Annotated in this window: 9 protein-coding genes and 3 pseudogenes; 6 read left to right on the forward strand and 6 right to left on the reverse strand. The window is 58.7% G+C overall.

Translation table 11 applies throughout. The features are described from left to right. Positions 1 to 252 precede the first annotated feature (252 nt). The 6 genes and pseudogenes from ACP7E4_RS06240 to ACP7E4_RS06265 all read right to left on the reverse strand — a co-directional run bounded on the left by ACP7E4_RS06240 (position 253) and on the right by ACP7E4_RS06265 (position 7,031). Positions 253 to 1,614: a cytochrome c gene (locus ACP7E4_RS06240; protein WP_426112961.1), complete on the reverse strand. Its 1,362-nt coding sequence runs from the start codon at positions 1,612 to 1,614 to the stop codon at positions 253 to 255. A gap of 12 nt (positions 1,615 to 1,626) precedes the next feature. Continuing rightward, the gene (locus tag ACP7E4_RS06245) at positions 1,627 to 3,402 is read right to left on the reverse strand and encodes a GMC family oxidoreductase (protein WP_426112959.1); all 1,776 of its coding nucleotides are present in this window, start codon (positions 3,400 to 3,402) and stop codon (positions 1,627 to 1,629) included. Positions 3,403 to 3,404: 2 nt separating this feature from the next. Continuing rightward, positions 3,405 to 4,148 (reverse strand): gluconate 2-dehydrogenase subunit 3 family protein, encoded by a 744-nt coding sequence (locus ACP7E4_RS06250; protein ID WP_426112957.1) that lies wholly within the window; start codon positions 4,146 to 4,148, stop codon positions 3,405 to 3,407. Between the two features lie 178 nt (positions 4,149 to 4,326). After that, positions 4,327 to 4,815, reverse strand: a pseudogene (locus ACP7E4_RS06255) (methyl-accepting chemotaxis protein); the annotation flags it as partial. A 369-nt stretch (positions 4,816 to 5,184) separates the two neighbouring features. Then, positions 5,185 to 6,009 (reverse strand): annotated as a pseudogene (locus ACP7E4_RS06260) (cache domain-containing protein); the annotation flags it as partial. A 281-nt stretch (positions 6,010 to 6,290) separates the two neighbouring features. Then, the gene (locus ACP7E4_RS06265; protein ID WP_426112955.1) at positions 6,291 to 7,031 is read right to left on the reverse strand and encodes a GntR family transcriptional regulator; all 741 of its coding nucleotides are present in this window, start codon (positions 7,029 to 7,031) and stop codon (positions 6,291 to 6,293) included. 23 nt (positions 7,032 to 7,054) lie between these two features. Here ACP7E4_RS06265 and ACP7E4_RS06270 point away from each other — a divergent pair. The 6 genes and pseudogenes from ACP7E4_RS06270 to ACP7E4_RS06295 all read left to right on the forward strand — a co-directional run. Further along, positions 7,055 to 7,291 (forward strand): annotated as a pseudogene (locus ACP7E4_RS06270) (3-carboxy-cis,cis-muconate cycloisomerase); the annotation flags it as partial. Positions 7,292 to 7,357: 66 nt separating this feature from the next. Continuing rightward, positions 7,358 to 8,659 carry a cation:dicarboxylate symporter family transporter gene (locus tag ACP7E4_RS06275; RefSeq protein ID WP_426112953.1) on the forward strand — a complete coding sequence of 434 codons (1,302 nt, stop codon included), beginning with the start codon at positions 7,358 to 7,360 and terminating at the stop codon, positions 8,657 to 8,659. A 205-nt stretch (positions 8,660 to 8,864) separates the two neighbouring features. Further along, complete coding sequence (locus ACP7E4_RS06280; RefSeq protein WP_426112951.1) at positions 8,865 to 9,461, forward strand: paraquat-inducible protein A; 597 nt, start codon at positions 8,865 to 8,867, stop codon at positions 9,459 to 9,461. Continuing rightward, positions 9,458 to 10,093 (forward strand): paraquat-inducible protein A, encoded by a 636-nt coding sequence (locus ACP7E4_RS06285; protein WP_426112949.1) that lies wholly within the window; start codon positions 9,458 to 9,460, stop codon positions 10,091 to 10,093. Before ACP7E4_RS06280 ends, ACP7E4_RS06285 begins: the two co-directional genes overlap by 4 nt. Beyond that, on the forward strand, positions 10,083 to 11,735 hold the full coding sequence (locus tag ACP7E4_RS06290) for an intermembrane transport protein PqiB (protein WP_426112947.1): 1,653 nt from the start codon (positions 10,083 to 10,085) through the stop codon (positions 11,733 to 11,735). The genes ACP7E4_RS06285 and ACP7E4_RS06290 overlap by 11 nt, the downstream gene beginning before the upstream one ends. 28 nt (positions 11,736 to 11,763) lie before the next feature. Beyond that, the gene (locus tag ACP7E4_RS06295) at positions 11,764 to 12,327 is read left to right on the forward strand and encodes a PqiC family protein (protein WP_426112945.1); all 564 of its coding nucleotides are present in this window, start codon (positions 11,764 to 11,766) and stop codon (positions 12,325 to 12,327) included. Positions 12,328 to 12,332 lie beyond the last annotated feature (5 nt).

The raw sequence follows: 12,332 nt of genomic DNA on the forward strand, positions 1-12,332 counted from the left end.
CCAACGAAACCGAGGCTTCGGCTTCGGCTTTTGATTTCGCTTTTCCGTGCCGCGATCTGGCAGACACCGCCAAACGCGCGTCGGGTCACGTTCGCCCTAATGAAAAACCAAACGGAGTACACCCCAAACTTCATGTCTGGGGGTTGCTCACGAACATAGAATCTCCAACGGGTAGAGATGGTTAGCAAAACCGGTCAGAGGCCGGGCCGACGCATTGCACGTCAGCCCAGCCGTTCGGTTACCGCTACAACCTTATGGCTTGGCGATGTCCGTTCGCGACACTGCTGGCGATTCCTTCGGCAGCGTGTCCCGCAGTTGCTTGACTTGCGCTGCAGTCACCGCTGGCGCCTGATTACCCCAGCTGCTGCGGATGAAGGTCAGCAGTTGTGCCACCTCCTGGTCCGACATACGCCAGGCGAAACCGGGCATGCCCAGTTCGGAAGGTGCCGTCGCGGTAGCGGGCAACTTGCTGCCTGCCAGCACCAGACGGATCATCGACACCGGATCTTCCGACAGCACCGACGAGTTACCGGCGATTTTCGGGAACACCCGCTCGTAACCCTGACCGTTGGTGCGGTGGCAGGCGGAGCAGTTATCGACGTACAACTCGGCGCCACGACTGCCCTCTTCCCCGGCAGCCAACGCTTTGGCTGTGGCTGGATCGGCCTTGAAGCTTGAGACCTGACGCTCGCTGGCGGGCAACGTTTTCAGGTAGGCGGCCACCGCCTGCAGATCGCCATCATTGAGGCGCTGGGTGCTGTGAACCACCACATCGCCCATTGCGCCGCCCAATACCGCATGGGTCGTGCTGCGTGCGCTGCGCAGGGTCGCGACGATATCGTCGGCGCTCCAGTTGCCCAGGCCGTCCGCCGGATTGCCGCGCAGGTTGACCGCCAGCCAGCCATCAATCACCGGTCCGCCTGACAGATAAACCGGACTGGACTCATCCAGCGCTTTTTCCTGCAAGGTCACCGCACGCGGCGTATGGCAACTGCCGCAATGCCCAAGGCCTTGAACCAGATAGGCACCGCGTGCCACCTGGGAGTCCTTGTAGCCGTCGGCCTTGAAAGCCACTGCATCAGGCTCCGGCGCGAACACCTTGCGCCAGATCGCCAGCGGCCAGCGCATCGACAACGGCCACGCCACATCGTTGGCGCGGTTTTCGGCGTTGACCGGCGCGACGCCATGCATGAAGTACGCGTACAGCGCCCGCAGGTCGTCATCGCTGATCTTCGCGTAGGCCGGATAAGGCATCGCCGGATACAAGCTGCTGCCATTGGCCGCGATGCCGTGACGAATCGCCCGGTCAAAGTCAACCAGCGAGTACGCGCCAATGCCGGAGGTTTTGTCAGGCGTGATATTGCTGCTGTACAGCGTGCCGATCGGTGAGGCAATCGGCAGGCCACCGGCGAACGGCTGACCACCTTTCGCGGTGTGACAAGCCGTGCAGTCGCCCGCATCAGCCAGGTAACGGCCTTTCTCGATCAGCGCCGCCTGCTGCGCTTCGGGCGCGGCCTGCAGCGCACGGGTGTGCGTCGGCCAGAAGGCGAAGGCCAACAACACGACCAGCACCACTACGCCCAGTCCAACCAGGCTCAGGAGAAACTTTTTCATGGGTTTCGCTCCTTATGCCTGAACCAGCGGGCCGGGGTTTTTCAGGTACTGCTCGCGAATGGCCTTGGCAGACCAGTACGCCAGCGCACCCACCATTCCGGTCGGGTTATAGCCGTTGTTTTGCGGAAACGCGTTGGCACCAATGGCGAACACGTTATGCACGTCCCAGGATTGCAGATACCGGTTCAACGCCGAGGTCTTCGGGTCGCTGCCCATGATCGCGCCGCCACAGGTATGGGTGCTCTGGTACTTGGTGATGTTGTAGTGCTCGCCCGGTTTTTTCGCGTCGCCGGCAACGGCGGTCGGGTTGAGGATTTTCGACATTTCCAGCGCCTTGCCTACCAGGAATTGCGAGGCCTTGATTTCATTGTCGTGCCAGTCGAAGTTCATCCGCAGCAATGGTCGCCCGAAGCCGTCCTTGTAGGTCGGATCAAGGCTCAAGTAATGCTGACGGTACGACATGCACGCGCCCTGCACTTCGAAGTAGAACGAGTGACGGAACGCATCGCTCGCCGCCTGTTTCCACTGCGTGCCCCAGGCTGGCGTGCCCGGCGGTACGTTGATCCCGCGCACCGGACCGGCACCCGGTTGACGGGCCCAGATGATGCCGCCGCCGACAAAACCGGCCTTGGCATTGTCCAGCTGGTTGCCGTTGAGATTGTCCATGGTCGTGCCCGCGCCACCGATACCGATGAACTGGTTGGCCTGCACTTCCTTGCCGAAAAACAGCACCACGCGATTGAGGTTCTGGTACGAGTAGTTGCGGCCGATGGTGCCTTCGCCAGTCTGCGGGTCGTAGGGTTTGCCGATACCCGAGAGCAGCATCAAATGCACGTTGAACAGGGAAAACGCGCAGAGCAGGACCAGATCGGCCTGCTGCTCGACTTCGTGGCCCTGAGCATCCAGGTAGGTAACGCCGGTCGCCTTCTTGCCATCGCTGTCGAGATTGACTTTCAAAACCTGCGCATTGGTGCGCAAGTCGAAGTTCTTGCGCTGGCGCAGCACGGGCAGAATGCTGATGTTTGGGCTGGCCTTGGAGTAGTTCAGGCAACCGTAATCGCTGCAGAATCCGCAGGCATTGCACGGACCCATCTGGCAGCCATACGGATTGACGTAAGGCGCCGATGCGTTGGACGCCGGGATCGGATACGGGTCCCAGCCCATTTCCCGGGCCGCGCCGTAGAACATTTCCGCGCCGAGATAATTAGGGTTCGGACCCAGCGGGAATTCACGCGAGCGCGAGCCTTCGAACGGGTTGCCGCCCAGCTGTTTCGCGCCTTGAATCACACCGGCCTTGCCGGAAGTACCGCAGACGTATTCGAAGTGATCGAAATGCGGTTCAAGGTCTTCGTAGGTGACCGGGAAATCCTGGATGGTCATGTCGCTGGGAATGAATTTCGCGCCATAACGCTGCTCGACATTGCTGCGCAGCTTGAAGTCTTCCGGCAACGCGCGGAAGTGGCAGCCAGACCAGTGACTGCCCGCACCGCCCACACCCGTGCCGGGTTTGAACGAACCCATCTGTCGATACGGCACGGCGGTGGACGTCAGGTTATGCCGCGCGGTGACGGTTTCCTGGGACAGGCTTTGCAGGTAGCGGCGATGCACCGAGCCTTCGAGCTCATCGACGACTTTCGGGTAGGCAAAATCAGGCTGTGTGTCACGATCAGCGCCACGCTCCAGCACCACAACGGTCAGGCCCGCATCGGTAAGTTCCTTGGCCATGATCGCCCCGGTCCAGCCCATGCCGACAATCACTGCGTCTACTTTTGGTTTAACGTTCGCCATGCTCAACCCCTCCGCCCGGCCAGATCGACCGGGGGCAGCGGGTACGGCTTGTCACGCACCGTCACCCAATCCATGTAATCGGCGCGCATGCCGGGATAACCGATCATCTTCCACGCACCCATGTTTTTGTTGCCGCCGTGTGAAGGGTCGGCGAAGTAGCCGTTACGCACTTCGTTAAGCAAGTTGGTGAAGAACAACTTCGAAGAAATGTCCTCCAGCACCAGCTTGCCGCTCTCGGCACTCTTGAGCAGTTCTTCCTGCTCGGCAGTCGTCAGCTGGGCGAAGGTCTTGCCGGAAAAGGTTTTCTTGCAACTGGCGTCAAAGGCCTTGATGCCGACCCGCAGCGTTTCGCGCAGTGTCAGACGGCCCTGGTAACCGAATTCCGGTGCGGCCTGGATAAACGGACCCTGCATGTACCAGATGCCACCGTTGGCATAAGGCGTCTGCATGTGGCGGTCGAGAAATTCCGGCACGCCCAGTTCGACAGCGCCGGGACCGACCTGGTCGGACGGGATCAAACGGTCGCAGGCGGCAAAGAGGAAAGCCCATTCTTCGGGGGTGAAGAACGTGGGTTTGTAATCACTGGTTTTGACTGCCGGCGACGCGCCGGACTGAGCGTCACTCGCGGGAGTCTGGGCGAAAGCGGAACCGGGAAGGCCAGCACTGGCCAGGGTTACAACGGGGATCAGCGTCAACGACTTACGCAAGAAATCGCGACGGCCGGGGGAGGTATCGTTATCAGACATTACTACTCACTCCTGGATCTAAACACGGGTGTGCTTCGGTCTTTCTGATTTTTCTTATAATTTGCCGCATGGGCGGCAACTAGATTGCTGCCTAATCATGATCAAGCTAACTAATCAGTCATCACTAAAACAGCTATCGCCGCCTGTTGCCAGGCAAGCGACGGGCTTAAACGTTTCATCAGATCTTGAATTGGCGAACCAGGCTGGCGAGGTTAGTGCCCAGCGATGACACTTCGCGCATGGTGCGTGCGCTCTGCTCGGTTTCGTCGGCAAGGCTCTCAACGGCGCCGGCGATCTGATGCACGCTGCGGTTGATCTCTTCAGCGACCGAAGTCTGCTCCTCCGCTGCGCTGGCAATCTGCGCGTTCATCGCGTTGATCGTGCCGATCAAACCCGAGATCGAATCCAGTGACGCACCGACTGCATTGGTCTGTTGATTGGCACCCTCGCCTGCTTCGGTTGAGCGCTGCATGGCGGCGACTGAAGCCGTGGTGCCAGCTTCAAGGCGGGTAATCATGCCCTGGATTTCCTGGGTGCTCTGCTGGGTACGACTGGCCAGCGCGCGCACTTCATCGGCGACTACCGCAAAGCCGCGACCGGCTTCACCGGCTCGTGCCGCTTCGATTGCGGCGTTGAGTGCCAGCAGGTTGGTCTGATCGGCGATCGAGCGAATCACGTCAAGCACCGAAACAATCGAGCGCACGTCTTGCTGCAGGCTGTCGAGACTGGTGCCGCTCATGCGGATGTCGGATACCAGCGCGCTCATGCCAATAATGTTGTTGCCAACCACTTTGCGCGCCGCATGCCCTTGCTGATCGGTTTCAGCCGCAGCCTCGGCAGCACGTTGGGCGCTCGTCGCGACTTCCTGAGCGGCGGACGACATTTCGTTGATCGCAGTTGCAACCTGATCGGTCTCGTTGCGCTGGCGCTGCATCGCTTGCTCGGAGCGCAAGGTCTGCTGCGTTGCTTGAACCACAAGGCCATCCAGTTCGGTGGTCATCTGCGCCACCTGCCGTACCATGGCGTGGATCTTGTCGACAAAACGGTTGAACGACGTCGCCAGATCGCCCAGTTCATCGTTGCTGGTGATCGCCAGACGGTGAGTGAGGTCGCCGTCACCGGCCGCGATGTCATCCAGGTTGGTCTTGAGAATGCGCAGCGGACGTACCACACCGTTGGCGGTCCAGATGCCCGCAGCGGCAGTGACCAGCAACAACACCAAGGTCACGAGGAAGATGCTGCCCAGCAAATCACGGGTGCGCTCGGTAACCGCAGCCTGCTCGACGAGCATGGCGGCGTCGATGTCATCCATATTGATGGCGCTGCCGAGCACCATGTCCCATTTTTCCAGGTACACCGTGTAGCCAAGCTTGGGCACCTGGACAGTCTCCTGGCCAGGTTTGGGCGCGGCGTAATCGACGAAGTGTTTGCCATTTTTAGCCACTTCCACGAAGGTCTGGTAGTGGTAGGAACCGTCGGGATCCTTGGTGTCCCAGAAACTCTTGCCTACACCTGCTGTGCTGTCGCCACGGAAGACACGCACGCCTTTGCCGTCGTAACCGAAGAAATACCCCTCATCTCCGAACTTTACCGGTTTCAGGATTTCCAGCGCTTTGTCCCGGGCAGCCATATCGCCATTCGCCGACGCATCGTGCAAGGGCTTGATAGTGGTCAGAGCGATGTCCACGTAGTTCTTCAGGATTTCGCGGTTGCGCTTGACCAGACTGTCGCGGGTTTCACGCATTTCCTGATCGGCACTGCTCTGCAACATCCACGACGCAAGGCCGCTGATGATCAGTGCGAACAACAATGCGGGGATAATGGCTAAGCACAGCAACTTGTGTTTGACGGTGAGTTTCATGAACTAGATGCCCTCCTGGATAGTGTGGTTTTTGAGAGTATCGGCGCTTGTGGACCTATCTTGAAAAAATAGCTGGAATTTTGGCGCCAATATTTAGTTGGTGGCCATTTAACATCATGAGTCGTTTAGTTACAACCTAAGCTGCCGTAGACGGCGGCATTCGCAGAGCAATAGACGCGGGGGTGAAAGGGGTGAAACGAATGCGAGGTGTTACCGGCCGATTTTTGAATACCCGGTAAACGCCATTAACGGCGAGGCGCCTGGGAACGGAAATCTACCGCTCAAACCGTAGAGCTTTTTTCCCTTCTCATCTGCGTCACCAGCGTGAAACGGTCTTCGGGGTGGGTGGTTTCCGACACGACCATCACTGCGCCCTCTTCGTCACGGTATTGACGAATGATGTTCAGACCTGGCGAGCCAGCCTCGGCGTTGAGGCTCTTTGAAATATCGGCAGTCAGCAACACTGCACGCACTTGTTGGTCCACCACATCGATATGCCGGCCGAAGTGTTGCTCAATCAACGCGGCAATCAGCTCATCCGGATGCTGCTCGGCCAATTCGATAACCGCCGAATAGACGTCCTGAGCGTAAACGTCAGTCCAGCACAGCGGCGCCCGCAGATTTTTTTCGTCGACCCGAATACTCGATACGCAGAAGTAGTGCTCGCCCGGAATCAGTCCCAGACGGCGCGCCAGGGCAATATCGGCCACAAAGTGATGGACCTTCTGAATGCTGCGAACCTGGGTTTCCGCCAGATGCACGAGATCGGAAACCGACGCCAGCGACTGCGAGTAACCGCCCTTGGGCGACGCGGCCTCGACTCGCGTGCCCACACGTTTGCGTCGGGAAACCAACCCTTGATTCTGTAACTGGGTGATAGCCGCGCGCACCGTGTGTCGGCTCACTTCGTAGAGTTCACACAGTTCGAACTCGGTAGGCAACAGCGTACCGACCGGGTAACGACCGCTGGCGATCCCCTCAATCAAGTCCTTTGCAACGACTGAATAGCGCGTCTGGTTCATACCTTTCATCAGTCCCGAGCGAGATGGGCCTGGCGCCGGCACTCGGCCGTCAAGTGGCGCATGACGTGGTGTATGCCGCCTGCCGCATGGCCAACGACCAGGGCACCAGCCTGCTCGATGCGTTGCTGGCCCAAGGTGAAGCCACTGCGCAACTGGATATCGAAGAACTCAAACACCTTACCGATCCCGCCAACTACCTGGGCCTCGCGCCGCAGATGGTCGATATCGCTCTGGCGAGAGAAGGTTCCGTCAAACGCTGATCTTCACAGGGCTTGGCATGAACCGGCCCGCCTTTCTCTGCCAATAAAAACAACGAGATCGAAGACATGTCCACGACTGCAAAAAAACTGTTTTACCGGGATCTGACTTTTCAGGTCATCGCCGCCATGCTGCTGGGTATCGCCCTCGGCTTCCTGGCCCCGGAACTGGCTGCCAAGTTCAAAATCCTTGGTGATATCTTTCTCAAGCTGATCAAGACTGCGGTCGCACCGTTGGTATTTTTTACCGTCGTGCACGGCATTGCGTCGGCCGGTGATATCAAGCGCGTCGGCAAGGTCGGTTTACGGGCGCTGATTTACTTTGAAGTAGTGTCAACCATTGCCCTGGCCCTCGGCCTGCTGTGGGGCAACCTGTTGAACATCGGTTCGGGCATGCATGACACGCATCCAAGCAGCGCCACAGCGGCAGCGGCCAGTGCGGCGGTCGCCAAAGGGCACGGCCCGATGTCGACCATGGATTTCATCTACGGCATCTTCCCGGACAACTTTGTCGGCGCTTTTTCCGGCGGCCAACTGCTGCAAGTGTTGGTGATTTCCGTATTGTTCGGCTTCGCCCTGCTGGCCCTCAAGCCTGAGCGCCGCGCTGTCATTGAAGAGGGGCTGAGTCGTATCTCGGAGTGCTTCTTCGAGTTCATCAATCTGATCATGAAGTTCGCCCCACTTGGCGCGTTCGGTTCGGTGGCCTACGCCGTCGGCAGCAACGGTACGGCGGTACTGATGTCACTGGCCAATCTGGTCCTGATGTTCTACGTCGCGATTGCCTTCTTTATTTTTGTTGTCCTCGGCGTAGTCTGCCGGTTGTCCGGGTTCAGCCTGTGGCGTTTCCTGACGTACATCAAGGATGAAATTTTCATCGTGCTGGGTACTGCTTCGTCAGAAAGCGCTCTGCCAAGACTGCTCCAGAAGCTCGAAAAGTTTGGTTGCTCCAAGCAGAGCGTCGGCCTGGTACTGCCCACCGGCTACGCGTTCAACCTCGACGGAACCTCAATCTACATGTCGCTGGGCGTGCTATTCATTGCCAATGCCTACGGCGTGCCGATGACCTGGGAGCAACAATTGGGCACGGTCGCCATCATGCTGGTGACGTCCAAAGGTGCAGCGACGGTGTCAGGCGGCAGCTTTGTGGTGTTTGCGGCGACGGTGACCGCTATCGGCATACTTCCCGTGGAAGGCCTGGCGCTGTTGTTCGGAGTTTACCGGTTCATGTCGATGGCAATTGCTACCTGTAACACGATCGGCAATAGCGTGGCGACGGGGGTAGTTTCCAAATGGTCGGGTGAGTTTACCGAGCAGACCGCCAAAGCCGAATACCACCGTGTATTGGGTCGCAAGTTGGAGGCTGCGCTTTAAGTTTGGGAGTTGGTATCAATCTCTACCTTGGCTCAGGCAGGGTAGAGATCGACCTGCGCAACTTGCCATATAGTTTTTCGAAGTAAAAACCTGTTTGCTTACTTTGTTTGGCATTAAACCAATCACGGATTGGTCCTTGCCTATTACTGCGTCGCTTCTATATTCAACTGAGTTTCGATACTTCTCACTCATTGAAGAAGCGTCCATGACACAAACCAACTCACTCATCATTTGCGAGTATTGCGACGCCGTCTACGACACCGCCCCGCTGATCAAGCAGCAGAAAGCCTGTTGCGTTTGCTGTGGCGCCGTCATCCAGCGTTACACCGCCGTTACGCTGCAACAGAGAATGGCGTTATGTGTAACTGCCGCCGTCTTGCTGGTGTTCGCCAACTTCTATCCCGTGATGAGCATCAGCATGCAAGGGTTGAAAAACTCGGCGACGTTATGGGATTCCGTCGCCGCCCTCAGTAACGGCCCCATTCTGTTTATTGCGCTGGTGGCTGGCATTTCCATCATTGTCGCGCCTGTTTTGCAGGTCATCCTGCTGATCTGGGTACTGGCGTTTGCCATGGCCAGACGGCGCGCGCCGGCCTTCAGCTTTTGCATGCGCTGGCTGGAATCTTTGCGCCCCTGGAGCATGCTCGAAGTCTGCCTGCTGAGTGCCATGGTCGCGGTGTTCAAACTCGCCGGACTGCTGGACGTAGTGCCCGGTATCGGGCTGGCCGCCCTGGCCGCACTGAGCATTCTGATGATCAAGATCGCCGGACGTGATGTCCGGGCATTATGGAATCAACCGTGAACACGCCGCCGCGGGCAGCGGATCTGAACCTGTGTCTTTGCCACAGCTGCGGCCAAGCGTGCGACACCACCGACCACCCGCAGCATTGCGACCGCTGTGGGTCGCCCTTGCACGCGATCAAACCTGATTCATTGGCGCGTACCTGGGCGTATTTACTGGCCGCATTGATTCTCTATGTGCCAGCCAATCTGCTGCCGGTGATGAACACCAGCATGCTCGGCAGCGGCGCAGACAGCACGATCATCACGGGTGTACTGGAATTCTGGGAAGCCGGTGCCTGGGACATCGCCGCGATCATCTTCATCGCCAGCATTGGCGTGCCTGCGATCAAATTCGGCGCATTGACGCTGCTGCTGATTACCTCGCAACGGGGCAGCACCTGGGCTTGCCGGCAGCGTTCGACATTATTTCGCTTTGTCGAACTGGTGGGCTATTGGTCAATGCTGGATGTGCTGGTGGTGGCACTCGTGGCAGCGTTGGTCCGCTTCGAGGCACTGGGCACTATCGAACCCCGGGTCGGGATTCTTTTTTTCGGCATGGTCGTGGTGTTCACCATGCTGTCGGCCATGAGCTTCGACCCACGCCTGATCTGGCAGATCTCACTGAACAAGGACGCCCACCATGGCCCTTGAAACCTCGCAAGGCCCGCCCGCACCAGGCGCTATCAAGACCTCCAGCCGCTGGAGCGTGTCACTGGTGTGGATCGTGCCGATCATTGCGTTGCTGGTCGGTATTTCCCTGGTGATTCATAACCGCATGCAGGCCGGTCCCGAAATCACGATCACCTTCAAGACCGGTGAAGGCCTCACCGCTGAAAAGACCCAGGTCAAATACCGCAATGTGGTGATCGGCCATGTGTCGGAAGTCGAGCTGAGCGAAGACCAGAAAAGCGTCATGGCGACCGTCAAACTCGCCAAACGAGCCGCGTCGTTCACCCGGGAGGATGCCAAATTCTGGGTGGTGCGCCCGCGTATCGGCGCCGGTGGCGTATCCGGAATCGACACGCTGCTCTCGGGCGCTTTCATCGGCGCGGATTCCGGCGAATCGCAACGCACCGTCAAGACCTTCATCGGACTCGAAGCACCACCGCCGATTACCTACGGCGAACCGGGAAAACGCTTCACTCTGGTGACCAAGGATCTGGCGTCACTGGATATCGGTTCGCCCCTTTACTATCGGAAAATCCCCGTGGGTCAGGTCGTCGGCTATGCCCTGGATAAAGACGGCAAGGGTGTCGACGTTGAGGTATTTATCAACGCGCCGAATGACGCCTATGTCACGAGCAATACCCGCTTCTGGAACGCCAGTGGCATCGATGTCGGCGTGAGTGCCAACGGGTTTTCGGTGAAAACCGAATCGCTGTCAGCGGTGCTCATCGGCGGCATCGCGTTCGGCGCTCCCGAATATGGCGTTGCCAGTGCCGTCGCGTCCGAAGGCAGCCGCTTCGATCTGTTCACTGACGCCCAGACCGCCCTCGCCCCGCCGCCGGGTAGAGCGCAATACCTGGCATTGCGCTTTGACCAGGCGCTCAGAGGTTTGAAAGTCGGTGCGCCGGTGGAATTTCAGGGTCTGGAAATCGGCAGGGTGGTGTCGATCAACCTGGATTTCGACCTCAAGACCCGTAACTTCCCGATCATTGTCGGCATCGTGATTTATCCGGAAAGCATGGGCCAGGCACACGTCAAGATGCTCGCCCTGCTCAAGCATGACCCCAGCGACCTGGAGGGCGGTATTCGCATCATCGGCAGTTTCGTTGAACACGGGCTGCGCGCCCAGGCCCGCTCGGGAAACCTGTTGACCGGGCAACTGTACATCTCCCTGGATTTCTATCCGAAAGCCGAAAAAGTCACCTTCGACCCCAATGTCCGCCCGATCATGCTGCCGACCTTGCCCAGCAGCCTCGAACTCTTGCAGGAGCAACTGCAGGCAGTCATCGAAAAAATCGCCAATCTGCCGCTTGATCGTATCGCCACCAATCTGGATGGCAGCCTGAACGAGCTGCGTAACGGCCTCAAACAATTCAACAGTCAGACACTGCCGGGCGTTCGCACCACTCTGGACGATGTGCGCAAAACCCTGAAATCGGCCAGCGCCACGCTGGCCGACGACTCGCCACAACGTGAACAGCTCAGTGACGCCATAGACGAACTCGGACGCATGTCTCGCTCGTTGCGGGATCTGTCCGACTATCTGGGCCGACATCCCGAGTCGCTGATTCGTGGTCGACCCAAAGACTCCCAATTCGACTCCCAGTCTGAGAAGCGCAGTCCATGAACCGACCACTCAAAGGAGTGAACCCCTCATGCGGGCGACTTTCAACGCACCTTTGCTGATGATTGTTCTGTTGCTGGCGGCCTGCCGCAGCGACCCGGTGCATTACCACACGTTGACGCCGTTGCACTCCGGCGCCCCGCGTCCAACGCAGGCCGGCGACAGCCTGCGGATCGAGCGGGTCATGGTGCCGCCGCAAGTTGATCGTTCGCAGATCGTCATTCGCCAGGGCACCAATGAACTGATCCTTCTGGAAACCGAATGGTGGGGGGCGAGCCTCGCCGATGAAGTGCAAAGCGCGCTGATCAATGAGCTGAACAGTCAGCCGGGGGGCAGGGAGAAAATGACCTTGCGCGTAGAAGTGCAACGCTTCGATCTGGTTCCAGGTCAATACGCATTGCTTGATGCCAGATGGCGGATGCGCGCAGGGCAATCCGGCGGGCAGAACAGTAATGAACTGATCTGCCAGACCGTGTTGCAGCAACCTTCCGGCGCTGCGGTCGAGGATCTTGTCATGGCGCAACAAGCCAACCTGCGCAAGCTGGCAATCATCGTCAGCGATGCCAGCCGCGCAGGAGCTCGACGCTGCCCATGACCCGT

Origin of the sequence: Pseudomonas sp. DSP3-2-3, from assembly GCF_049898225.1 — a bacterium.
Lineage (GTDB): Bacteria > Pseudomonadota > Gammaproteobacteria > Pseudomonadales > Pseudomonadaceae > Aquipseudomonas.